Source organism: Bacillus sp. KS1 (assembly GCF_020075515.1).
In the GTDB taxonomy this organism is placed as follows: Bacteria; Bacillota; Bacilli; order Bacillales; family Bacillaceae; genus Bacillus; species Bacillus velezensis.
Map to the genome: position 1 here is coordinate 114,722 of NZ_JACAWW010000013.1, position 23,445 is coordinate 138,166.

21 protein-coding genes are annotated in these 23,445 nt (G+C 47.0%); 9 read left to right on the forward strand and 12 right to left on the reverse strand.

Features of this window, described 5'->3' with window-relative positions:
* Positions 1–4 precede the first annotated feature (4 nt).
* Both HWY38_RS06455 and HWY38_RS06460 read right to left on the reverse strand, forming a co-directional pair.
* On the reverse strand, positions 5–1,189 hold the full coding sequence (locus tag HWY38_RS06455; RefSeq protein ID WP_224181478.1) for a DUF58 domain-containing protein: 1,185 nt from the start codon (positions 1,187–1,189) through the stop codon (positions 5–7).
* A complete protein-coding gene (locus HWY38_RS06460; RefSeq protein WP_224181479.1) occupies positions 1,189–2,151 on the reverse strand; it encodes an AAA family ATPase in 963 nt (320 codons plus the stop codon). Before HWY38_RS06460 ends, HWY38_RS06455 begins: the two co-directional genes overlap by 1 nt.
* A gap of 334 nt (positions 2,152–2,485) precedes the next feature.
* Here HWY38_RS06460 and gabP point away from each other — a divergent pair, with 334 nt between their 5' ends.
* The 4 genes from gabP to HWY38_RS06480 all read left to right on the forward strand — a co-directional run bounded on the left by gabP (position 2,486) and on the right by HWY38_RS06480 (position 6,186).
* Positions 2,486–3,871 carry a GABA permease gene (gene gabP / locus HWY38_RS06465; protein ID WP_224181480.1) on the forward strand — a complete coding sequence of 462 codons (1,386 nt, stop codon included), beginning with the start codon at positions 2,486–2,488 and terminating at the stop codon, positions 3,869–3,871.
* 108 nt (positions 3,872–3,979) lie between these two features.
* Entirely contained in the window at positions 3,980–5,518 is a 1,539-nt protein-coding gene (cotA, locus tag HWY38_RS06470; RefSeq protein WP_014417082.1) for an outer spore coat copper-dependent laccase CotA, read from the forward strand.
* A gap of 201 nt (positions 5,519–5,719) precedes the next feature.
* On the forward strand, positions 5,720–5,929 hold the full coding sequence (locus HWY38_RS06475; protein WP_007408879.1) for a cold-shock protein: 210 nt from the start codon (positions 5,720–5,722) through the stop codon (positions 5,927–5,929).
* A gap of 98 nt (positions 5,930–6,027) precedes the next feature.
* Positions 6,028–6,186, forward strand: coding sequence for a hypothetical protein (locus HWY38_RS06480; protein ID WP_044802062.1), 159 nt, complete (start codon positions 6,028–6,030; stop codon positions 6,184–6,186).
* A 30-nt stretch (positions 6,187–6,216) separates the two neighbouring features.
* Here HWY38_RS06480 and HWY38_RS06485 read toward each other — a convergent pair whose 3' ends face one another.
* Complete coding sequence (locus HWY38_RS06485; protein ID WP_224181481.1) at positions 6,217–7,263, reverse strand: TolB family protein; 1,047 nt, start codon at positions 7,261–7,263, stop codon at positions 6,217–6,219.
* A gap of 65 nt (positions 7,264–7,328) precedes the next feature.
* A complete protein-coding gene (locus HWY38_RS06490) occupies positions 7,329–7,697 on the reverse strand; it encodes a septal ring lytic transglycosylase RlpA family protein (RefSeq protein WP_014417081.1) in 369 nt (122 codons plus the stop codon).
* Positions 7,698–8,060: 363 nt separating this feature from the next.
* On the opposite strand from HWY38_RS06490, the gene HWY38_RS06495 reads away from it, so the two are divergent.
* From HWY38_RS06495 to HWY38_RS06510, 4 genes are all read left to right on the forward strand, one after another.
* A complete protein-coding gene (locus tag HWY38_RS06495; protein WP_007408876.1) occupies positions 8,061–9,101 on the forward strand; it encodes a 2,3-butanediol dehydrogenase in 1,041 nt (346 codons plus the stop codon).
* Between the two features lie 187 nt (positions 9,102–9,288).
* Complete coding sequence (locus HWY38_RS06500; RefSeq protein ID WP_003155802.1) at positions 9,289–9,786, forward strand: RNA polymerase sigma factor; 498 nt, start codon at positions 9,289–9,291, stop codon at positions 9,784–9,786.
* Positions 9,786–10,646, forward strand: a complete 861-nt coding sequence (gene rsiV, locus HWY38_RS06505; protein WP_045206913.1) for an anti-sigma-V factor RsiV — start codon at positions 9,786–9,788, stop codon at positions 10,644–10,646. Before HWY38_RS06500 ends, rsiV begins: the two co-directional genes overlap by 1 nt.
* A 271-nt stretch (positions 10,647–10,917) precedes the next feature.
* Positions 10,918–12,849: an acyltransferase family protein gene (locus HWY38_RS06510; protein ID WP_224181482.1), complete on the forward strand. Its 1,932-nt coding sequence runs from the start codon at positions 10,918–10,920 to the stop codon at positions 12,847–12,849.
* A gap of 42 nt (positions 12,850–12,891) precedes the next feature.
* Here the strand turns inward: HWY38_RS06510 and HWY38_RS06515 are convergent, their stop codons facing one another.
* The 8 genes from HWY38_RS06515 to gutB all read right to left on the reverse strand — a co-directional run bounded on the left by HWY38_RS06515 (position 12,892) and on the right by gutB (position 20,686).
* The gene (locus tag HWY38_RS06515; protein ID WP_029973761.1) at positions 12,892–13,896 is read right to left on the reverse strand and encodes an SPFH domain-containing protein; all 1,005 of its coding nucleotides are present in this window, start codon (positions 13,894–13,896) and stop codon (positions 12,892–12,894) included.
* Between the two features lie 26 nt (positions 13,897–13,922).
* A complete protein-coding gene (locus HWY38_RS06520; protein WP_101670701.1) occupies positions 13,923–14,684 on the reverse strand; it encodes a TPM domain-containing protein in 762 nt (253 codons plus the stop codon).
* A complete protein-coding gene (locus tag HWY38_RS06525) occupies positions 14,684–15,709 on the reverse strand; it encodes a TFIIB-type zinc ribbon-containing protein (RefSeq protein WP_003155811.1) in 1,026 nt (341 codons plus the stop codon). The genes HWY38_RS06520 and HWY38_RS06525 overlap by 1 nt, the downstream gene beginning before the upstream one ends.
* Positions 15,710–15,759: 50 nt before the next feature.
* A complete protein-coding gene (locus HWY38_RS06530; RefSeq protein ID WP_007609806.1) occupies positions 15,760–16,446 on the reverse strand; it encodes a PspA/IM30 family protein in 687 nt (228 codons plus the stop codon).
* Positions 16,447–16,559: 113 nt separating this feature from the next.
* Entirely contained in the window at positions 16,560–16,877 is a 318-nt protein-coding gene (locus HWY38_RS06535) for a YjdJ family protein (protein ID WP_038463695.1), read from the reverse strand.
* Positions 16,878–17,110: 233 nt separating this feature from the next.
* Positions 17,111–18,073, reverse strand: coding sequence for a carbohydrate kinase family protein (locus tag HWY38_RS06540; protein WP_224181483.1), 963 nt, complete (start codon positions 18,071–18,073; stop codon positions 17,111–17,113).
* 101 nt (positions 18,074–18,174) lie between these two features.
* Complete coding sequence (locus HWY38_RS06545; protein ID WP_224181501.1) at positions 18,175–19,551, reverse strand: MFS transporter; 1,377 nt, start codon at positions 19,549–19,551, stop codon at positions 18,175–18,177.
* Between the two features lie 73 nt (positions 19,552–19,624).
* A complete protein-coding gene (gene gutB / locus HWY38_RS06550; RefSeq protein WP_224181484.1) occupies positions 19,625–20,686 on the reverse strand; it encodes a sorbitol dehydrogenase in 1,062 nt (353 codons plus the stop codon).
* A 200-nt stretch (positions 20,687–20,886) separates the two neighbouring features.
* Here gutB and HWY38_RS06555 point away from each other — a divergent pair, with 200 nt between their 5' ends.
* Positions 20,887–23,376: an NB-ARC domain-containing protein gene (locus HWY38_RS06555; protein WP_224181485.1), complete on the forward strand. Its 2,490-nt coding sequence runs from the start codon at positions 20,887–20,889 to the stop codon at positions 23,374–23,376.
* Positions 23,377–23,445: the final 69 nt, after the last annotated feature.

Below are 23,445 nucleotides of genomic sequence, written 5' to 3' on the forward strand. Positions count from 1 at the left end.
CTTTCTAAACAACATGGGACACCCGTTTGTCCCTGATCATTTGCACCTTAATATTTTTTTGAGCGAAGATGAGAGCGAGTTTCCGTTCTTTCTCCGAAAGCGCGGCATTCGTTTCTTTCGCCAAAAACACCGTCATGTCAGCACGGCCGGGCTCAGCCTGTTTGAGAAGGTCTTCTGTAAGACTGCCCGTCACGACGGCAATGGAAGCTTTGCGGACGCGCGGATCCGAAAGCTCTTTTCCTAAACGCCCGCCTGCATCGGCTTCTTCTGATTCTGAAGCTGATGCCAGGTAACGCAGCATCTTTCTGAAATGCCGGTCTCCCTCCCGGACGGGAAATACGGTCCGGTCGCTCCCCAATGAAATAAATCCTGCGGGAGAGCCCTTCACAAGCGCCGTGTAAAGCAGGGATGCCGAAGCTGATACCGCGGCTTCAAACGATGGGGACGGCCTGCAGTCCAAAAGGAGAATCATATTTACACTCTGCAGCGGGTCAAATTCCTTCGTCATCAGCTCATTTCGCCGTGCCGATGTTTTCCAGTCAAGTGCGGAAAACCGGTCGCCCGGCTGATAATTTCTGACGCTCGCAGCCATTGCGGAGCGGTGTACCTGAAACGGAGCGCCGGCAGCCGCACCCTCTTCCCCGGAGGCAGCCTGCGGCTTATAGTGAACAGACCCGTACGCCGGGAAAACCAGAACCGTATCCGTTACGGAAAACGACGCCGTCTTGTCCAAAAGCCCGAGAACATCTCCCGTCCGCACTCTTATCGTATGTAAATGATGCTCTCCGCGCGGCACCTGCGGCAGCTCATATTGTAACGTCAGCTTCCTTTGAAACCACGGAAACACAAGCTGTTTCGCACTGCGCCTCTCGCCAAGCGTTTCCGGCATCACATCTTCAATGACCATATATGTCAGCGGAAACGGCAGGCGCCTCGTCAGCCTGATGGTGACAGACAGCCCGTCGCCTGAGGTTAACTGGGCGGAGGACACGTCACGCGTCACCTGAAACGCCCGCAGCGGGTACACAGCGACCAGCCCGGCGTAAACGGTAAACGGCAAAAACGCGTAAAATAAAAACCAGCTCACAAATCCGCCCTGAAACATGGCATAAGAAAAGACAGCCGCCGTCAGTACGGCCAACATAAGCAGCTTCCAGCCATATAGAAGCCAATGCATCTTCTTTCTCATCAGCGGACCGACATCCTTTGAACGGGCACTTTTTCCGTCTGCATGATGTCTTCTATAATCGCTTCCGGCGTCACATCGTTAAATTTCGCCTCGGCGGTCAAGATCATTCTGTGCGGCAGCGTATACGGAGCCAAATACTGGACGTCATCAGGAATGACGTAATCGCGGTCATGAAGCAGCGCGTACGCCTGCGCGGCTTTCATTAATGAGATTGAACCGCGCGGACTTACGCCCAGATGTACGGACGGATGCCGGCGGGTATGCTGAGTAATGCCGACGATATACGCTTTAATTCCATCATCCACCCGCACCTGCTCCAGTTTTTGCTGAAGGCTGATAAACTGTTCTTTAGAAATGACGGGCTCGATTGTGTCAAGCGGATTGCGCCCTTCCTGCAAAGACAGAACTTGAAGCTCTTCCTCGGCAGTCGGATAGCCCATGCGCAGCTTAAATAAAAACCGGTCAAGCTGGGCTTCGGGAAGCGGATACGTTCCTTCATATTCAACCGGGTTTTGTGTGGCCATGACGAAAAACGGCTCAGCCAGCCGCATTGTCTTTCCGTCAATCGTGACATTCCCTTCCTCCATTGCCTCAAGCAGGGAAGACTGCGTTTTCGGAGAGGTTCTGTTAATTTCATCAGCCAGCACGATATTCCCCATGATCGGTCCCGGGCGGTATTCAAATTCCATCGTTTTCGTATTATAAATAGAGACACCCGTCACATCTGACGGCAGAAGATCCGGCGTGAACTGAATCCTCTTAAAGTCAGCTCCGATCAGTTTGGCCAAAGCGCGGACCATCATCGTTTTTCCGACTCCCGGCACGTCTTCCAGCAGCACATGCCCTTTTGCGAGAATGGCGGCCAGACTGAGTATGGCGATATCCCGTTTTCCTATGATGATGTTTTCAATATGCTCAACGGCTTTCTCCAGCAGCGGATGCAGCTCTTCTTTATAAGCCATTCTTCTCCTCCTAGTCATCTCTCAAATTTCAATTATCGTAACCTAACTTTACCACAAAATATAAACAGTATAAAAAAACGTTTCCAGCGAATTGTTTCCAGTCCGAAAAAGGAAAAAGCTCCCTTTAGAAAGGAAGCTTTATTTCAGCTGGAGAGGCTCCATATGAACGTGTGAATGATCAATGGCATGTTCCTCTTTCATCCCGGCACCTTCTGCTGTACGGACGAGAAAAAATGTCATATTTTCTTACATCATTTTCAACTGCCTGTGGCATTTATGATAGAATAATACTTGTCGGAATATTCAGCATAAACAAACCAAAAGGAGGCAAAGAATGAATCAGCCTAACTCTTTATCAAAGGGATTAAAAACCCGGCATATGACTATGATTTCAATTGCCGGCGTGATCGGCGCCGGATTATTTGTCGGAAGCGGATCCGTCATTCATTCCACCGGACCCGGAGCGATTATCTCCTACGCATTAGCAGGACTATTAGTTATTTTTATTATGAGAATGCTGGGGGAAATGTCCTCCGTCAACCCGACAAGCGGTTCGTTTTCACAGTACGCGCATGACGCCATCGGTCCTTGGGCCGGTTTTACGATCGGGTGGCTGTATTGGTTTTTCTGGGTCATCGTCATTGCCATTGAAGCCATTGCAGGCGCCGGAATCATACAGTACTGGTTCCCGGGCATTCCGTTATGGCTGACGAGTCTGCTTCTGACCGTGCTGTTAACACTGACGAATATTTATTCAGTTAAATCGTTCGGCGAATTTGAATACTGGCTTTCCTTAGTGAAGGTAGCGACGATCGTTGTCTTCTTAATCGCGGGATTTGCGTTCATTTTCGGAATCGTCCCCGGCAGCAAACCGGTCGGGCTGGAAAATCTGGCGGGCAGCGGCGGATTTTTCCCTAAAGGTCCAAGTTCCGTTCTGCTTGGCATCGTCGTTGTCATTTTTTCTTTCATGGGATCTGAAATCGTCGCAATCGCAGCGGGAGAAACGTCAAATCCGGTCGAATCCGTCACAAAGGCGACCCGCTCAGTCGTTTGGCGGATCATTATTTTTTACGTCGGTTCCATTGCGGTTGTGGTCACACTGCTGCCGTGGGATTCAGCCAATATTTTGGAAAGCCCCTTCGTTGCCGTTTTGAGCCATATCGGGGTTCCCGCAGCCGCTCAAATCATGAATTTCATCGTCCTGACAGCCGTTCTGTCCTGCCTGAACTCCGGGCTTTATACGACGTCACGGATGCTGTATTCACTGGCAGAGCGAAATGAAGCGCCGCGGCGTTTTATGAAACTGAGTAAAAGAGGCGTACCGGTTCAAGCCATTATCGCCGGCACCTTTTTCTCCTATATTGCCGTTGTTATGAACTACTTTTCTCCCGACTCCGTATTTTTGTTCCTGGTCAATTCATCAGGGGCGATCGCACTGCTCGTCTATCTCGTCATCGCCGTCTCACATCTGAGAATGAGAAAGAAAATCGAACGGACAAACCCTGAATCTCTTAAAATCAAAATGTGGTTCTATCCGTACTTAACCTACCTGACGATCATCGCCATTTGCGCCATCTTGTTATCTATGCTGTTTATCAGTTCAATGCGGTCTGAATTTCTGCTGACAGGATTTATTACTCTGCTGGTACTTGCCTCATATGTATTCCGCAAAAAACAAAAACCGAAAGAGAGCGCTTCCGAAAGCCGGGTTGCGCAATAACCGCAAACACCCCCCTCAAAAAAGGGCGGGTGTTTTTTTAACCAACCTGTTCAAGGCAGCATTAACTGTAGTACAGGATTTCAATAAATGATAAGGACAGGATGAAAAATGGCACTAGAAAAATTTGCAGATGAACTGCCGATCATCGAAACACTCCAGCCGCAGAAGAAATCAGACGGCAGCACGTATTATGAAGTCACCATGAAGGAATGCTTTCACAAGCTGCACCGCGATCTCCCGCCGACCCGGCTGTGGGGGTATAACGGTTTATTTCCCGGTCCGACGATCGACGTGAACCAAGATGAGAACGTCTATATTAAATGGATGAATGACCTTCCGGATAAGCATTTTCTGCCTGTGGATCATACCATTCACCATTCAGAAAGCGGCCATCAGGAACCCGATGTCAAAACCGTCGTCCATTTACACGGAGGAGCAACCCCGCCGGACAGCGACGGCTACCCGGAAGCATGGTTCACAAAGGATTTTAAGGAAACGGGTCCTTATTTTGAGAAAGAGGTATACCATTATCCAAACAAACAGCGCGGGGCTCTGTTATGGTATCACGACCACGCCATGGCGATTACGAGGCTCAATGTGTACGCCGGGCTTGCCGGGATGTATATCATTCGCGAGCGAAAAGAAAAGCAGCTGAAGCTTCCCTCCGGAGAGTATGACGTACCGCTTATGATTTTGGACCGCACGTTAAATGACGACGGTTCCTTGTCTTATCCGAGCGGACCTGCTAACCCTTCCGAAACGCTGCCCGATCCTTCCATCGTCCCGTTTTTTTGCGGAAATACCATTCTCGTTAATGGTAAAGCGTGGCCGTATATGGAAGTTGAACCGCGGACATATCGTTTCCGCATCCTTAATGCCTCCAATACGAGAACATTTTCTCTCTCGCTCAATAACGGCGGCAAGTTTATCCAAATCGGTTCTGACGGCGGACTGCTTCCCCGCTCTGTCAAAACACAATCTATCAGCTTAGCCCCGGCAGAGCGGTATGATGTGCTCATCGATTTCTCCGCCTTTGACGGAGAACATATCATTTTAACGAACGGCACCGGCTGCGGGGGCGACGCCGATCCGGATACAGACGCCAATGTGATGCAATTCCGCGTCACAAAACCGCTGAAGGGAGAAGACACAAGCCGGAAGCCTAAATATCTTTCAACAATGCCTAATGTGACATCAAAGAGAATACACAATATCAGGACGCTTAAACTCACAAATACGCAAGACAAATACGGCCGGCCCGTTTTGACGCTGAATAACAAGCGATGGCATGATCCTGTGACAGAAGCGCCGAAGCTCGGCACAACGGAAATCTGGTCGATTATCAATCCGATGGGGGGAACCCATCCGATACACCTGCACCTTGTTTCCTTCCAAATCCTTGACCGGCGCCCTTTTGACTTAGAGCGTTATAACAAATTCGGCGACATTGTGTATACAGGGCCAGCCGTCCCGCCTCCTCCAAGTGAAAAAGGCTGGAAAGATACCGTGCAGGCGCACTCGGGAGAGGTCATCAGAATCGCGGCGACTTTCGCTCCTTACAGCGGACGCTACGTATGGCACTGTCATATTTTAGAGCACGAAGATTACGACATGATGAGACCGATGGACGTCACGGATAAGCAGTAAACAAACACCCCCCCTCCAGAAGGGGATTTTTTATTTATCCAAAAAGAAAAAATAAGAATACACTTATTTGCATATACTGTAATAACAGGAAGACGATGCACCCTCATTGGAAATCTGGATAGAAAAAGGAATTAGGAGATTAGGGAAAAGTATGAGACAATGAAGGAGTGCACGAAAATTCATAAGGGAAGAAGTGACTTTATGTCTTACTACAACAAACGTAATCAGGAACCGCTGCCTAAAGAAGATGTCAGTACATGGGAATGCACAAAAGAGGACTGTATCGGCTGGAGCAGAAAGAATTTTGCCGGCAGTGATACCCCGACTTGCCCCCTTTGCGGCAGTAAAATGATCGACGGCGTCCGTTCGTTGGTAAATCTCCAAAACAATAACCAAACGGCATCAAGTTAGACCTCCCTTTTACGAGTCTCAACATAGAGAAGGCCTCCATGTCTCATGAGAGGCCTTTGCGTTATCATGTCCTTTTATGATGCAAAGGAGCAATGAACATGAAAAACGATCGGCTGCAGAAAGATCTGAAGGAAATGGCAAAACGGCGGAAAATGAACCTTGCCGCACAGTCATTCATCGAAACGCTTCATTTTGCCGTTCCGATTCTCCGTTTTTTCAAATGGCTCGCCTCAGCCGCAGCCAGCTTTGTTCATTAAAAAACACCCAGCGGGCGCTGAGTGTTTTTTTCATGATTGGATGACGGAAAAACTGTTGATAATGCCGTTGTCATTTTCCCAGACTTTTTCGCATTTTTTCGTATCCAAATGATAAGCATAAATGGTCCGGACCTTCGCATTCCGCCCCGTTTCATCCTTCAGACGCTTAGCGCCTTTTGCTTCCGCCATGAAATAAATAATGCTGCCGTCTTTAGAAAACTGAGGCTGGGCATCAATCAGCGGAGTGAAGTCCTTCCCGTTTGTGATAATCGTTTCATCTTTTTTCGTTTTGACATTCATCAGACGGATGGACGCTTTTTGTTCCGTCCCTTTTTGGGTATAAGATGTAAAGACAAGGTTCTTTCCGTCCGGTGACACCGCCACGTCGCTGATAAACTGTTCAAGGTTTGTCAGATCCTGAAGGTGTTCGCCAGCTCCTGCTGCAAACCGGATATTCGTCGGTTCAGGGTCAATCCCCTTCTCATTTGCCTCATCCGTTTTTTGATAATCCTCTTTTACGGAATAATGCAGAAGCGCAAAATCGTTTTGGCTGCGGTTATAAAAGAAGCTGCTCACACTGTCGTCTTTCTCATCGGCGGCGGGATACAGATTTTCATAACGTTTCGTTTTCAAATCAAAAGATGCGAGACGGAAAATATCTTCATCCGCTTTTCCGAGACGGAAATAAATGTGCGACAGATCCTTTGATAAAAACAGACTGTCAGCGCTTGCCGTTCCTTTATAAAGCACCGTCTTCTTTTTCGTCTTCAGATCAAGCTTATACAGACGCATCTCATTTTGGTCATTATTCCCGACAAAATAGAGCACCTGATGGGCGTCATCCAGCGCAAACGCCGGATATGCCGAAAGCTTTTCCTCGTACAGCACGCGGCCGTCCTCGTAATATTTCGTCATCAGATCTTTGTCTGTAATGGAAACAAGCAGCTTGTCATGGCCGCCGGAGACAACGGCTTTTCCGCCGCCGTCGCTTTTTCCTTTAATCAGTAAAACGGCCGCGATGACCGCCGCCGCCAAAACGGCGGCCAGCAACACCCAGATCCATCGTTTCTTCTTCATTATCAATCTCTCCGTCAATCAGAAAAAGCAAGAATCAGTGTCCTTGCTTTTTAAGATGGTCTATTTTAATAGCTGTAGTGTCCGGATACTCTTCCTTTGCTTAACGGATATCCGAGCGCTTTGAACGCTTTCGGGCTGACATCCAATACGGCATTCGGCATACGGCCTACATCATTTTTGTATACGGTGATAACCTTTTTCGGTTTTGCTTTTGCATAAGCTCTGATTTTCGTTCCGTTTCTCGGAACGTCAAACCCTAATTTTGTCGCGCAATCCCAGTGTCCCAGTTTTTTACCGGACGATCCTTTTTTACCGACTCCATTATACCATGTAATATTTCCGTTCACTTTTTTAGCACTTGCATCAGAAGAGTAACTGATCGCTCCCAGCGTGCTTCCTGCTAAAATCAATAAGGCTAAGAATAACTTCTTCAAGCTTTCGTCCTCCTGATTCTTTATTCTAGGCAAAATTATACACCAAGAAGACGATTATAATATTTCAATCACTTTACATGTTCATTACAACGTGATGAGACATGCACATAACGACGGCACAATTTCCTGTTCTATATAATCCCATGGTAAATTATACTACAAAATTTAATTCATTAGCGTTATAATATTCATAGAGTATTTCTGCATTCAATATGGACTTTTTATAAGGCCTATTGATAGTTGCATAATATGATATATTTTGAGAAATCAGGCTTTAGGAAGCAGGCACTTTATTCCTTTTAACCGTGGTTCATATTGATCATGTACCTATACTCGTTTCAATCAGACTAGGAGTGATAATCAATGAAAGCGGCAAGATGGCACAATCAAAAAGACATTCGAATCGAAAACATTGATGAACCTAAAGCAGAACCGGGTAAAGTCAAAATTAAAGTCAAATGGTGCGGGATTTGCGGAAGCGACCTTCATGAATATTTGGGAGGCCCGATCTTTATTCCGGTCGGCAAACCTCATCCGTTAACAAACGAAATGGCGCCCGTCACGATGGGCCACGAATTCTCAGGAGAAGTCGTGGAAGTGGGCGAAGGCGTCAAAAATTACAGCGTCGGCGACCGTGTCGTCGTGGAACCGATTTTTGCCACACACGGACATCAGGGAGCCTATAACCTTGATGAACAAATGGGATTCTTAGGCTTAGCCGGAGGCGGCGGCGGATTTTCTGAATATGTATCCGTTGACGAAGAATTGCTGTTTAAGCTTCCTGAAGAGCTTTCTTACGAACAGGGCGCGCTTGTTGAGCCGTCAGCGGTAGCGCTTTACGCCGTCCGCCAAAGCAAATTAAAAGCGGGCGACAAGGCGGCGGTTTTTGGCTGCGGACCGATCGGGCTGCTTGTGATTGAAGCCCTGAAAGCGGCCGGCGCCACAGATATTTACGCGGTTGAACTTTCACCGGAACGTCAGGAAAAAGCGAAAGAACTCGGCGCTATCATCATTGATCCGTCAAAAACGGACGATGTCGTTGAAGAAATCGCTAAACGGACAAACGGCGGCGTTGATGTTTCTTATGAAGTAACAGGCGTTCCTGTCGTTCTCCGCCAGGCGATCCAGTCAACAAACATTGCCGGTGAAACGGTTATCGTCAGCATCTGGGAAAAAGGAGCGGAAATTCATCCGAACGATATCGTCATCAAAGAACGGACCGTAAAAGGCATTATCGGATACCGTGACATCTTCCCTTCCGTTCTTGCACTGATGAAAGAGGGCTACTTCTCAGCAGATAAGCTCGTCACGAAAAAAATCGTGCTCGACGATCTGATTGAAGAAGGCTTCGGCGCTTTAATCAAAGAGAAAAACCAAGTGAAAATCTTAGTCAAACCGAACTAAACCGTTCGCTGAATATCAGACACATCCGAAAAAGAGCCGTTCCGGCTCTTTTTTTCATCTCTTCGTCTTTCCTTCCTTTTCCTTTTAAAAATGATCCCCTCTGCGCAAACTATTTTTCACCCTGTCCCGTCTATCCTTAGGCAGCAGCCTATGATACGTATTTTTAAAAAAGGAGCCCTTTGAAGCAATGAAGAACGAAACAGCCAAAGCGTCGCTTGTGACGTGCATAACTGAGCGCAAGGAAGACTTTTACCGGCTTGCGTACAGTTACGTAAAGAACAAGGATGACGCGTTAGATATTGTTCAGGAATCAATTCAAAAAGCGCTGACATCAGTCGAATCCGTCAAAAACCCCGATGTGATCAAAAGCTGGTTTTATAAAATTTTAGTGCGCACGGCCATTGATTTTCTCCGCAAACAGAAAAAACTGAAAGTGATGGACGATGAAACGATCGAGTTTTTAAGCCGCGGAAAGGAAGATCACTACAAGGACACAGACCTTCACGAAGCGCTTGATGACCTGCCGCATCAATATAAAACCATTATCATTCTGCGTTTCTTTGAAGACCTGAAATTAGAAGAAATCGCGGACATCACGGGGGAAAACATCAACACCGTCAAAACACGCCTTTACAGGGGGCTGAAGCTCATGCGCATTCAGCTGACAAAGGAGGATCTTTCTTAATGGAAAAGAGATTAGAACAATTAAGAGAAGAGTATAAAAGTGTGCCCATTCCTAAGGAACTGGACAGCATTGTCGAAAAAGCCCTTCAGCAGAAACCGAAGAAAAAACGAATCGTGATGTGGCCGACATCCGCGGCAGTCGCTGCGGCCGTCTTATTTACCGCCGTTGTCAATATCAATCCGGATGCCGCACAAGCCATGTCTAAAATCCCCGTCATCGGCAAAGTCGTCCAAGCCATCACATTCACGGAGATGAAGGAAGAAAAGAACCAATCAAGCATTGATGTGAAAACGCCCGCTCTGTCCGGACTTTCCGATCATAAACTCGAAGACAGCATCAACCGGCATTATATGAAAGAAAGCAAAGAGCTGTATCGGGAATTTATGAAGGCGACCTCAAAAAGCAAAAAAGGCCACCTCAGTATTTACAGCGATTATGAAACCGTTACTGACACAGCGGATTTGATCTCAATCCGCCGTGATATCGAAAAAACGCAAGCTTCATCTTATACACAAAGCCGTTACATCACGATTGATAAAAAGAATGAGGCCGTGCTTACATTAAAGAGCTTATTTAAAGATGACCGTTATATTAAAGTCATCAGCGAAAATATTAAAGAACAAATGAAAAAACAGATGAAAGAAGATCCGAATAAAATATACTGGGTCGAAGATGATGATATGACGGAGCCTTTTAAAGCCATCCGCGCCGACCAGAATTTTTATATTACAGATAAGCACAAACTTGTTATTTCATTTGATGAATACGAAGCGGCACCCGGATATATGGGCGTTACAGAGTTTACAATACCGACCTCCGTCATCTCCAAGCTGCTTGTCGGAGACCGCTACATCAGATAAAGAAAGAAAAAAATCCATGATATCCGCAGATCATGGATTTTTTCTTTCGTCCCGCAACAGCCAAGATGCATAAGGGACCCTTTTCATATAACAGACGCCGGACGGGGGCTGAAAAGTTTAAGAAAATCACAGCATTTCATTCATTTTTTCTGAAACAAAATCCCCTTCCGAATGCGTCTAATTAACGGAACAAATGGAAGACTGTACAGAAATCTGCCATAGCCATCCGCAAAACAGCGAGAATTTCCGCACACATTATTGGAGGAATACCATGTCAGACAAGTCACTGCATCACCGCTATATTCCCGGACTGGATGGACTTCGCGCCTTTGCCGTCCTCGCAGTTATCGCATATCATCTGAATTTCAACTGGGCCGACGGCGGTTTCATTGGTGTTGATATCTTTTTTGTTTTATCGGGGTATTTAATTACATCTATTATATTGCCTGCCCAAGGCAATGCCATCACCCTTGATTTGCGTGATTTTTGGGTGCGCCGGATCAGGCGGCTTCTGCCGGCGGCTTATCTCATGATTATCACGACGGTCATTTGGGTCGTATTGTTTAACAGCGAGCTCCTGCATACCGTACGCGGGGATGCGGTCTCCTCACTTTTTTACATAAGCAATTGGTGGTTTATCTTTCATCAACTTTCTTATTTCGACAGCTTCGGCTCCCCTTCGCCATTAAAAAACCTTTGGTCGCTGGCGATTGAAGAACAGTTTTATATCATATGGCCCTTCCTGCTGCTTGCGGGAATGTACATATGTAAAACACGGGCCCGGCTTGCGGCCGCGGTCATGTTCCTCGCGTTATGTTCTGCAGTCGTAATGAGTATGATGTATGTGCCCGGCGGAGATCCGAGCCGCGTTTATTACGGGACGGATACCCGCTCATTTGAATTGCTGATCGGCTGCGCTTTAGCTTTAGTGTGGCCGATGAAACGATTATCTTCCAAACGGCTGCCGAGCAGCATGAAACACCTGCTTCACGGGACGGAGCTTGCCGCTTTTGCCGCGCTGCTGCTTTGCGTCTTTTACACAGATGAATATGAACCCTTCTTGTACAAGGGCGGCATGCTTTTGATCAGCATCACCGCAGCGGTTCTTGTCGCATGTTTATGCCATCCGAGCAGCTTTTTGGGACATGTCCTTTCATGGAAGCCGCTTCGCTGGATCGGAACGAGATCATACGGAATCTATCTTTGGCATTACCCGGTTATCGTGCTGAGCACACCCGTACAGGAAATCGGAAATCCGGTTTATTGGCACTGCGCCGTCAGAATCGGCGCCACTTTCATTCTTGCCGAGCTGTCTTACCATTTCATTGAACAGCCGATCCGCACTGCGGGCTTCCGGCCATTTTTACGCCGCGTGTTTCTGAACCGCTTTCTGGAATGGAAGACGTCCTCTGTCATCAGCAGAATGTCGCTCGGCCTTATTCTTGCCGCCATTCTCGTATTTGCGGGCGGGCTGTCAGGGATAGCCGAAGAGAAAAAACAGCCGCAATGGACGTACGCGCAAAATGATCAGCAAGAAACCGCCGCCTCTTCGCACAAAACGGCCGATCACGATCAGCCTGCAAAAGAAGAAGACAGCAAGAAAAAACACGGCGGCGAAAAAACGGATACCGCGTCAGACAAAAACAAGAAAGAACCAGCAGACAAATCAAAAACAAAGAAAAACGCAGAGAAAAAGGAACGGTCATCTCAAAAAGCGGCTGATTCAAAACAAACACAGCCTCAGCAAGACGTGCTGGCCATCGGTGACTCGGTGATGCTGGACATTGCGTCATACCTGCGGCAGTCCCTCCCTCATGTCACCATCGACGGAAAGGTAGGAAGACAAGTCTCTCAAGCACTCCAGCTCACTTCGGAATATGCGTCATTTAATCAGCCGGACAAAGCGGTCATCATCGAGTTAGGGACGAACGGCTATTTCACAAACAGCCAAATTGAATCACTGATCAGCTCCTTTTCAAAAGCCGATATCTATCTTGTCAACACGCGTGTGCCGCGGCAGTGGGAAAGCAAAGTAAACGAATCATTGCGCCGGCAGGCCGAGTCACGCAAAAATGTGACGCTTGTCGATTGGCACGCAAAAGCATTGCAGCACCCTGAATACTTCACACCGGACGGCGTCCATCTCATACCTGAGGGATCAAAAGCGCTGACATCCCTCATCGTCCAAACAATGAAATCATGACAAAAAAAAGAGGCCCAAAAAAGGCCTCTTTTTCGTATATCGTCAGGCAAGCTTCTGTCCGCAATTCGGACAAAAATTCGCGCCTTCCGTTTTCGTTCCGCAGTTCGGACAGAATTTCGGCTTAGCCGCTCCTTCCGAGCCGTTTGCCGGTGCCGTCCCCTGATTCTGCTGACTTTGATCTTGCTGCGGCTGGTTCTGCTGATTTTGGTTCATTTGGTTCATCATTTGATTTGCCACATTCATTCCCATCATCATGCCCGCCATGTCTGAGGCGGCGCCGCTTCCGTTCATTTTGCCGGATGACATTCCGTCCGTCATGGAAATCTGCTGATAGCGGTTCACATCGCCCACCATGCCGTAAGAAGCGTTTTTCGTAATCATATCCTGAACTTCCTGCGGATAGTTAAAGCTCATAATATTGAAGCCCGTAATCGACATGCCGTCTCCGATCAGCTGCATATCAAGATCTTCTTGAATCCCTTTTCCGATTTCAAAGGAATTCGACTGCAGATTGAACATGTCTTTTCCTTCTCTGGTGATCCATTTCATCAAAAGCTGATCGAGAATAGACGTAATCCGGATTTTAATGTCCTCCACTAAATAGCTGTCTTTGACACCCGCAATCTTATCAATCAATCCGATGTAGTCAATGACCTTGAAGTTAAATGTGCCGTTTGCGCGGATCGGCATACCGCCCGGCATACCTGCCGCCGGAATGTTGATAGCGTTTTTTGTGCCCCACTTCACGGTGAACTCCTTCGTATTCACAAACAGCACTTCAGCCCGCATGCCGCTGTTAAAGCCAAACTTAAACCCTTTTAGTGTAGATAGAAACGGAATGATTTCTGATTCGATATCATAATCGCCGTCATCACGGAAAATCCCTTCAATTTTCCCGTTGTATAAAAAGATGGCATCCTGTCCCGGCCGGATGATCAGACGGCTGCCTTTTTTAATTTCACGGTTGTTCCATTTATAGAAAACCATGTCGTCTCTGAATTCTTCCCATTCCACCACATTTGCTAACTGATTTCTGAAAAAACCCATGTATGCTCAAATCCTTTACATATAATTTAAAAACTTCCCTTGCTTCCGCTGTAACTCGTGCCGCCCCTCGTGACTCCGCCGTCATTGTCATTATCTTTATCAGGCTTTTTTTCTCTTGTAACGTCGGTTCGGATATATGTGTCGTGCTGGCTCAGCACTTCAGACGTATCGTGATCCATATACGTGCTGCCGGTGACGGTGACCTTGCCGCCGGAATTGTACACCATCACAGTGACGGCGATTCCGGCCGCGGCTGCGGCAATAATGAGCTGAAACCACCATGTGAGCAGCAGATTGTCAGACTTGTCGTCCGGGCTTTTCCCCATATCTTTATAAGCCAACTTGATGTAGGTCTGAAACGCCTTTTCATAATGGCCTGCGGAAATATCTGACGAGATCGTATTTCTGATCGTATTCAGCCGGCTGTTATTCAAATACGTCTCCGCCTTTTTATATCCGGAGATAAATACTTCCCGATTTTTCATATCAATGGTCAAAATCGCCGTGCTTCCGCTAAAATGACTGTCATAAAAATCACCGGCGTACTGCTCGATATCCTTACCGCCCGTTCCATTTGCGGTAAGAATGATAAAATCGGTATGGCGCTTTGCCCCGAGCTTCCCGGCCAATTCCTCAAGTTTCTTCGTTTCATCCTTCGTTAATAAATGAGCATTGTCATAAACATATTGCTTCTGTTCCGCGGCAGACGCCGATGTATGTAAACCAAAAGACAGCATCAGAAAAAGGACGAAGCAGAAGAGACACGCTTTTTTCATCGATACTTTCATCAAAAACCGCCTCCTATCATAAGTGAGACGAGTCTTAATGCTAAAAACGCACCGGCGGTTATGCCGCCGAACCACGCGGCCACTTTTCCGGCACTGATCGGCGGTTTGCCGACAACCTTGCCCGTCTGCCCGTTCATCGCAAAAATGTGTTCAGCCCGCTCATAGTCGTAGCTGACCATCCAGACCGGAAGCAGTACGTAAAAGCTGCTGATTTTATCGGTCTGAATCTGCTCATCCGTAATGTCAGCCGTCGTATATCCGGAGAAGGTGGATCTGATATAAGAATCAATATAATGGCTGATTTTATCCTTCGCCCGCGGAAAGAGATCGTCATCGGTATAATTGTACTTTTCCGCTATATATCCCGCTAAATAGGCCGTATTAAACTCCTTCAGCTCACTGTATGAGTAAGGCTCCAATTTGTCCATTAATTCATCATTCATTTTTTCTGAAGCGTCGACCGGAATTTTGAGATAATCAAGATTGATATCGCGGTACGCGTTGTAATACTCGGTCTCCGTCACCCGGTATTCTCCATCATCATAGTGATGCACTCTCGTACAAACGGCATTGACCTGAACCTTGCTGTTTAAGTCAAACATCCAAAACGGCACGTACATGCCCGTTATGCTCTTCACCCGATCGGCAGACATAAATCCTTTCGGTGTCAGACGGCCGTTTCGGCACCACTTTTTAAAAGCGCTCATGGCTTCTTCTTTACTGATCGTAAAAGGAATCACCATCGAAGGCGCGAGATTTCCCGATAATCGGTCGGCGAGAACGGCGGCTCCTCCGCAAAACCCGCACGTCGTGGCCGTCGTTTCCGCCTCAGTCATTAATACTGCGCCGCAATTCTCACACCGGTACTCGTTCGCCTCATTTTCAGAAAATCTCGTCGTTATATACTCTTTTGGCAGGCTCTCAATCTGATCCTGCCGCCCGCAGCTGTGACATGTCAGCATGCCGGATGAACTGTCAAAGACCATATCATCGCCGCAGTTCGGGCATTTATAAGAAATGATCATTCTGTTTCTCTCACTTTCTCTTTATATCGGACAAAACTGCAGCCCGCTGTCTATTGATCTTTACTGAAAAGCATTTTCTGCTTGAGCGCCGCCAATTCATCATCGACACTGCTTTGATTGCTGTCATATTTAGCCGTCAGATCGTCAATATCGTCTTTCGGAGACGCGTTCAGCTCAGCCATCGCATTGGCATGATCAAGCGCTTGGTTGACCTTGTCTTCCATTCTGCCGAAAGCTGTCATCGATTGGCCCGCATTTGACACAGAGGACCCCAATTTGTTCATTCTCTCCTGCGTCTTTGCCACAGACCACTTCGCTTTGATGGCATTTCGGCGCGACTCAAGCTCTCCGATATCAGCGACAAGCTTGTCATGCATTTTGCGCATTTGAGACGCGTTGGAAGAAGCGAGCTGATAAGCCGTCTGCAGCTCAGTCAGTCTTGATTCAACAGCCGCTTTCCTTTCCAAAAACGTCCGCGCATCGGCTTCATTGCCGGCCTGCAACGCTTTCATCGCATAACTTTCCATCTTTTCGGCATCAGCCTGGCATTCTGTTAACGCTCTTTTCGCCCGCTGTTCTTCAGCCATGACAGAAGCCGTCTCCGCTTTCACTTTTCCTAAATCATTGTTCAGATTCCGCAAATATTGATCAACCATTTTTTCAGGGTTTTCAGCTTTATCCAGCAGCGCATTGATATTGCTTGACATGATGTCTTTAAATCTTCCTAAAATACTCATTTTTCATTTTCCTCCTAAAATTAAATAGTAACAAGTTCATAGTTATATATACTGTTTTTTTCAAAAAAAGTTTCATTTTCTCATGAATTTATATATTTTATATGAAAATAGTCTCATTCAGCCCATTTGTGCCGGCGGAAATTCTTTATGACCAGATACAGTGAGAACAAAAAATAAATAAAAAGCCCGATCATCAACCCGCTCACTAACGGGTAATGCTTCGCCGCATACACAAAGAAATCCAGCTGCGAAATCTGTTCCGGACTTGTAATCGTATCCGTCCCATTCAAAAGCTTTGAGAATTTAGCCGTATAATTCCAATCAAACGAATCAGAAACAAGCTCACTCCCCTGATACCAATTGACAGCGGCGAGACAAAGAAAACAAAAAACAGAAAACGCGCATTGCACAATAAGAAAAACATGTTTCATGAAAAACATTCCTCCGCGGTTCAATATCATAGGCCGTCATACTATACATGACGGCAGCAGCAGAAACTTGGTTTTACTCAGAACTGATAAAAAAGTTATTGTATGTACTTCACAGCGGTTCAATTTACTGGATGCCTTTCTAAAGTATACCGTATATCGAAAAGGGTTTCAGACCTAAATAAAAGAGGATGCTTCCCGAAGTCCGATGACTTTCAAGAAGCATCCTCGATATTTTACAGTGATACTTCAACCTCTTTTAAACTCGGCAAAGCATCGATCGCACCGATTTTGGTGCACACGAGCGCCCCCACCTTATTGGCAAATGAGACAATATCACGCAGCTTCGCAAAATCTTCGGCTGCTGTCTGAATCTCATCGGTGCGTGCCAGCTGATACAGCGCCGCGCCGACAAACGCATCTCCCGCTCCCGTTGAGTCTATTGATGTCACCGGAATGCTCGGAATGATGTCAATATCCTTCCCATTTGAAAGAAGGGTCCCGCTTTTCCCGAGTGTCACCGCCACAATACCGGCCCCGAGCTCATGAAGAACCGCAACACCTTCTTTATGATCCTTCGCACCGCTGATGATCTCAAGCTCCTCGTCACTGACTTTCACAAAATCACTTATGGCAATGGCTTTTTTTGCGGTATTTATAAACTCTGAAACTCTTCCTTTCCATAAATCCTCACGGTAGTTAGGATCGAAGGAAATAAACTGTCCATTGTCTTTCGCAATCGACATCAGCCGTAAATAGGCTGAGCAAAACGGATCAGATAACAATGCCGTCGCTGATCCGAAATGAAGGATTTTGGCATCGTTTACCTTTTCCTGATCAATATCATCCAGTGTAAACAAAGCGTCCGCTCCTCTGTTAAACACAAAGTCGCGCTCCCCGTTTTGTTTTAATGAAACAAACGCAAGCGTTGTAGGCGCTTTCTCATCCATGACGAGCATAGAGGTATCGACGTGTACGGCGTCCAATGTCTGCTTCAGAAAATACCCGAACGGATCTTTGCCTGTTTTTCCGCTGAAAGCCGCGTCTCCGCCCAGCTTAGCAATCGCTGCCGACACATTCGCCGGTGCGCCGCCGGCACTTTTTAAGAAATTACGCCCTTCCGTCAAATCAACATCCACATCGGTACAAAAGAAATCAATTAACAATTCTCCAATACAAATAACAGATTGGCATCCCACATTATCACACTCTTTTATCAATTCTCGATTATAGTTTCAGTATAGTGTTTTCTGTCATAAATACAACCGTTTACATAGAATATTTTAAATTTTACGTATACTTATCTGGCAGCCCTTTGCTCCAGATCAGACATCATCTGCTGATATTTTTTTTCAGTTAAAGGATAAAAAGAAATAAGAATAATAGACAGCAGAATGAACAATCCCGGGATGAGCGCATTCATATTTTTAATCGCATTCAATGACGAGACCGTCTGATCGGTATTCGCGGCATATCCGGCGATTCCGAGATAAACGGCCGAAAATGACCCGGCTAACGCAACTCCGAGCTTATTGATGAAACTCATGCTCGAAATCACCACGCCATCAGCCCGGACTCCGGTTTTCCATTCCGCATAATCGACACAATCGGCAACCATTCCCCAAGCAAGCGTATTTAAAGGCGTCGTAAAAAATCCCGAAACGAAAAGCCAAAAGAAAATAAGAGGCAGCGAAGAATACGATGTAAACTGAAGGCCCGCATAAGAAATCAGCGATAACGCCGCCGTGATGATCATAACCTGATTCCGGCCCCGCTTCTCAGAAAAGAAAGGAATAAACAGATTGCTGATCAGCGCTGCGCCGAAAAACAACACGGTTCCTAAAAACACAAATTCCTTATGGCTGACGTTATACGTAAAATAGTACACCATCGTACTGAGCTTAATGTTAAACCCAATCGCAAACGCCAAAAATGCAGAAACCAAAATGAGCAAAGGCTTGTTTCGGAATAAAACAGACAACGTTTTTTTCATTCCTTGTTTTTTTCTTTTTTCAGGCTGAATCCGCTCCCGCACAGTAAAGAAACTGAACAGATTCAATGCGATGCTCACCGCCGCATAGATAAGCGCCGTCATCTGGAATCCAAACGCCTGATCTTTCCCGCCGATCAGATCTGCAAGCGGTGTCGCACAGGAAATCGATAACAGAATTCCGATATAAACCAAAATCATCCGAGTCGTCGTCAGAACCGTCCGTTCCTCCACGGAATTCGTCATCCGCCCCGTTAAGCTGTTGACCGGAATCGTCTGCATGCTGAAGGACATCCCAAGCAGAATATAAGTGATATACGCATAAACCATGTTCCCCGTCTCGCCGAAATGAGGGGTCGTGAAGCATAAGAACGTAAATAGCGCAAAAGGAAACGCCACCCACAAAAGATACGGCCTTGCCTTTCCCCATCTTGTATTCGTCTTGTCTAAAATCACGCCCATAATCGGGTCAAAAATAGCGTCCAGCACCCTTACGATAAGAAACAAAGCTGCAATGACCGCAGGCTTAATGCCGCCGACGTCTGTATAGTAGAATAATAAGTATGCGTTTACAAACTGAAAGATAATATTGTACGACATATCGCCGAATCCGTAGCCGATCCGTTCCATCCAGGACAGGCCGCGATATTTCGTCTTTACTGCCGCTGCTTTTTCTGTTTCAATCATCATTTCCCACCCCAAGAATCCGTTTTCATTTTTGATAAGCAAGAGGGAGAATGCAAAGATCCTCCCCGTTCACTCAGCGATTTGGATACACCATCACTTTTAAGCATTCATTTTTGTATTGAAAGGCCCGTTCCATCGCCTCTTGCGTCTGCTCCAGCGGATATTGGTCCGTTATAAGGTGCTTCGTGTCCACTATGCCGGAAGCGAGAAATTCAATTCCCTTCGGATACGTATTCGCATAACGGAAGATTCCATATATATCAATCTCGTTATCTGCAATAAACGGCACATTGAGCGGAATCTCGTTCTGAGAAGGCAAACCGACAATCGCCAGTTTTCCGCCCCGGCGCACGGAAGCCAGTGCGGATTGCAATGCCGCCGGATTCCCCGCTGTTTCCCAGGCAGCATCAACGCCTATGCCATTCGTGATCGTTTTGATTTCTTCACCGGCATCCTGTTCCCGGACATTGATGACATGAGTCGCTCCCATTTTTTTCGCAGCTTCTAACCGCAGCGGCTCCAAGTCGGTCACAATAATTGTGCCTGCCCCGTATGCTTTCGCTGCCGCAACGGCCATCAGACCCACAGGGCCCATTCCCATGATCGCAACCGTTGAACCGGGCTGAAGCTTCGTTCTGGCCGCCGCATGGATGCCGACAGAAAACGGCTCGATCAAAGCAGCATCTTCATAAGAAAGTGAGTCTGGGATTAAAAAAACAAAGTCCTGGCGCATTTTGATATATTGGACAAACGCGCCGTCAACCGGCGGTGTCGCCAAAAACTGTACATCCGGGCAAAGGTTATAACGCCCCTCCTTACACGCCTCACAGCGTCCGCATGTGACACCGGGTTCGACGGCGACCCGGTCTCCTATTTTAAATTGATCGACAGACGATCCGATGGCGGCAATTTCTCCCGCGCATTCATGACCGAGGATAAATGGTTTTTCCACTACATAATTGCCTATTCTGCCATTTGTATAGTAATGCAGATCAGATCCGCAAATTCCGACAGCCATCACCTTAATCAACACTTCATCATGATTGATGTCAGGCACGGGCAATGTTTCGATTTTGATTTCTCTCGTGTTGTGCATAACCGCCGCTTTCATATTTTGAGGCACTGTGTGAGTCATTTGGCAAAATCCTTTCTCTGCTTTGAAATGTAAGTGCATACATTTTTGTTTTCTCTGTTACTGCCCCCATTTTATCTGCTTTTCCATACGTTCAACAGCCTTTCCTGCTGTATAAAAGGACAGCCGCACTGTACTTTTTATTTTTTCATATACAAAAAACACTCAATTGATAAAATAGTACTAATAGGAGGTGCAGGCTAATGGCTGAACTTGAAAACCGGGCACAATTTGCAGAACTGCTGGCACCTGCCGTCAAATCGCTGAAACATCATCCTGATTTCAAAATTAAAAGGACAAAGAACGTAAAATCCGGACAGTCTTATATAGATCAAATCGCACTCCGAATAGGCGTTTCCTCTAACACGATCAAAAGCTGGATCGGACAGATGGGCGCAAACTACATTCCCGGACGAATTGACGACGGAAAGCTGTTCGGCATGATCTGGATCATTATAGAAAAGACTGACATGGATCCTGAATGGCTGACCGGCCTTCTGGAAACCACCACCATTCCCGTCATCAAACCCGCATTGCCCGTTTGGACGGCGTCTTGTCTAAAAAAAGCAAAAATACTCCGGAAAGACGGATCATTCGGAGCGCCGAGTGATGACGATGTTGAAAAAGCAGTAAAGCGGCTGTTTCATGACAGACCAAGCCACGAAACGAATGCGCTTACAAGAAAGTCCGTCACGCATAACTTACCGTCACACCGGACCGGGAACTTTATCGGACGCGGCTTTGATATGGAAGCAATCCGGCAATGGATGCTGTCTCCGTCACCGGTCTGTTTAATCACAGGCTGGGCCGGCATGGGGAAAACAACGATCGCTCTTGAAGCAGCCTACCTTTGTGCCGGCGGTTCACCAGATTGGCCGGCATTCAACAGCATCATCTGGATTAGCGCGGACTGGAAAGGATTGAGCTTCGGCGATTTTTTAAACACGATCGCCTATCAGCTCGGACGCACCGAACAAATCGACAAATCAATCAACAAAAAACGGTTCGTCGTCCGCAATGCATTAGCCGCTCATTCAAATGAAAAACCGGTATTGCTGATCGTTGACAGCATTGATACAGCGGAACGTGACATTCACGAATTTATCATCGGCCTTCCGCAAGGCGTAAAAGTCCTCCTTACGGCACGGGAAAACGTAAAACAGACATACCGGGACGGCCTCGGGGAACTGGCGGCCATCCAGCTGAGCGGCCTTGAACAAACGGATGCCCTTGAATTTTTCCATCAAGAAGTGCACCGCTGTCTGCAAACATGCAACCTCCCGCATAAACGGGAAAAGCTGGAGCAACTGTTGCAGCTATCACCTAACCTTAAGAATGAATTCGTCTCGGCAGCCGCCGGCAACCCGAAGGCCATGGCACTGAGCATTGCATACATGTCAGACGACGACATCCCCGCTCCCCAGCTCATACAAGAGCTTAAACAAGCGGGTTACTCATTATTGGAATTGTTTGAGGTTCTCTTTGGCCGCACATGGGACAGATGTCATGAAGACACACGAAAACTATGGCAGACGCTTTGCTTTTTCGCTAAGCCTCCTGATGAAAAAAGCTTGGCTCAAGCGGCCGGATTAGACGTCCGGCGGTTTCATTACGCGATTGAGCAAATGCGGTCATATGCTTTAATACAGCCGGAACGAAGCGCAGGAAGTATCCAATACGCTGCCCATCAAACCGTTGTCGCTTACGGAGAACAGCACTTATCCGAAAATCACGAATTTGCAAAAGGAGCCCGCAGCCGCTGGGCGCATTATTATATTGATTATGCGGAAACCCATATAAAGCGGGAACGGCCCAATTCTGTCTATTGGAGCTATCTGCTGGGACGGAATTTAGAGCAAATGAAAAAGGAATGGCCGAACATCCTAAAGGTCATCGAATGGTCGAGCGAAACCGGACAACATGACATCCTGATCAAACTCATCATCCGCATCAGCCATTTTCTTAGCAGAATCAACCTGCCCCTGCGAATCGAATACGGATTAAAAGCCGCCGATGCCGCCCGTCAATCAGGCGAACACACGCGGGAAGCTTACTTTCGGATCGACACGGCAGGCTGGGCGCTGATGGAAGTCAACGATTCAGACGGAGCTCTCAGGCAAATAGAAGCCGGCCTGAAGATACTCGAACAATCAGGCGCGCCGGATCACGACGACTTGAAAGTTTGGGGAACCGCCCTGCAATCGAGGCTGCTGTTAAAAATCGGAGAACCGGACAAAGCGGCAGCAATGCTGGACGGCATCAAAGATCAGCCCGTCTCCCCCATTATCCGCCACAGAGTTCTTCTGGTTCGCGGCGACCTGAGTTTCGCCCGCTCTCACTACGAAGAAGCCATCACATTATACGAAGCGGCAAATACAACCAGTGCCGCATACGGCGGCGAAAAAACGATAGAAGCCTATTTCAACCTGGGCATGGCTTACGTAAAGTGTGATCAGCTCGAAAAAGCGGAAAAAACCTTTGAACAGATGCTCTATGACAAACATAACGCCAATCAAGTTGAGTTGATCTATTACTATTACGGAATGGCACAGCTGTTGTATCGTAAAGGAGAGAAAACGAAAGCAATGGAATCGAATCAGAAGGCGATTCGTCTGATTGATTCGTGGGAGCCTGGGATTGGGATTCGGGGTGAGGTGGAGCGATTGAAAAAGGTGATTAAAGAAAACGACTAGTACGCATAGTAGTTCTGTCAGCAATCTCAAGATGTTTCTTCATAACAAACAGAATAGGCCAACTCAAGA

What these genes read in the sequence shown, in the direction of transcription:
- rsiV (WP_045206913.1), top strand. Translation starts at nt 9,786, where the DNA reads ATGGAAAAGAGATTAGAACAATTAAGAGAAGAGTATAAAAGTGTGCCC.
- HWY38_RS06485 (WP_224181481.1), bottom strand. Translation starts at nt 7,263, where the DNA reads ATGAAGAAGAAACGATGGATCTGGGTGTTGCTGGCCGCCGTTTTGGCG.
- HWY38_RS06525 (WP_003155811.1), bottom strand. Translation starts at nt 15,709, where the DNA reads ATGATCATTTCTTATAAATGCCCGAACTGCGGCGATGATATGGTCTTT.
- HWY38_RS06530 (WP_007609806.1), bottom strand. Translation starts at nt 16,446, where the DNA reads ATGAGTATTTTAGGAAGATTTAAAGACATCATGTCAAGCAATATCAAT.
- HWY38_RS06460 (WP_224181479.1), bottom strand. Translation starts at nt 2,151, where the DNA reads ATGGCTTATAAAGAAGAGCTGCATCCGCTGCTGGAGAAAGCCGTTGAG.
- HWY38_RS06455 (WP_224181478.1), bottom strand. Translation starts at nt 1,189, where the DNA reads ATGAGAAAGAAGATGCATTGGCTTCTATATGGCTGGAAGCTGCTTATG.
- HWY38_RS06515 (WP_029973761.1), bottom strand. Translation starts at nt 13,896, where the DNA reads ATGGGTTTTTTCAGAAATCAGTTAGCAAATGTGGTGGAATGGGAAGAA.
- HWY38_RS06555 (WP_224181485.1), top strand. Translation starts at nt 20,887, where the DNA reads ATGGCTGAACTTGAAAACCGGGCACAATTTGCAGAACTGCTGGCACCT.
- HWY38_RS06535 (WP_038463695.1), bottom strand. Translation starts at nt 16,877, where the DNA reads ATGAAACATGTTTTTCTTATTGTGCAATGCGCGTTTTCTGTTTTTTGT.
- HWY38_RS06510 (WP_224181482.1), top strand. Translation starts at nt 10,918, where the DNA reads ATGTCAGACAAGTCACTGCATCACCGCTATATTCCCGGACTGGATGGA.
- HWY38_RS06545 (WP_224181501.1), bottom strand. Translation starts at nt 19,551, where the DNA reads ATGATTGAAACAGAAAAAGCAGCGGCAGTAAAGACGAAATATCGCGGC.
- HWY38_RS06480 (WP_044802062.1), top strand. Translation starts at nt 6,028, where the DNA reads ATGAAAAACGATCGGCTGCAGAAAGATCTGAAGGAAATGGCAAAACGG.
- HWY38_RS06520 (WP_101670701.1), bottom strand. Translation starts at nt 14,684, where the DNA reads ATGAAAGTATCGATGAAAAAAGCGTGTCTCTTCTGCTTCGTCCTTTTT.
- gabP (WP_224181480.1), top strand. Translation starts at nt 2,486, where the DNA reads ATGAATCAGCCTAACTCTTTATCAAAGGGATTAAAAACCCGGCATATG.
- cotA (WP_014417082.1), top strand. Translation starts at nt 3,980, where the DNA reads ATGGCACTAGAAAAATTTGCAGATGAACTGCCGATCATCGAAACACTC.
- gutB (WP_224181484.1), bottom strand. Translation starts at nt 20,686, where the DNA reads ATGACTCACACAGTGCCTCAAAATATGAAAGCGGCGGTTATGCACAAC.
- HWY38_RS06500 (WP_003155802.1), top strand. Translation starts at nt 9,289, where the DNA reads ATGAAGAACGAAACAGCCAAAGCGTCGCTTGTGACGTGCATAACTGAG.
- HWY38_RS06475 (WP_007408879.1), top strand. Translation starts at nt 5,720, where the DNA reads ATGTCTTACTACAACAAACGTAATCAGGAACCGCTGCCTAAAGAAGAT.
- HWY38_RS06495 (WP_007408876.1), top strand. Translation starts at nt 8,061, where the DNA reads ATGAAAGCGGCAAGATGGCACAATCAAAAAGACATTCGAATCGAAAAC.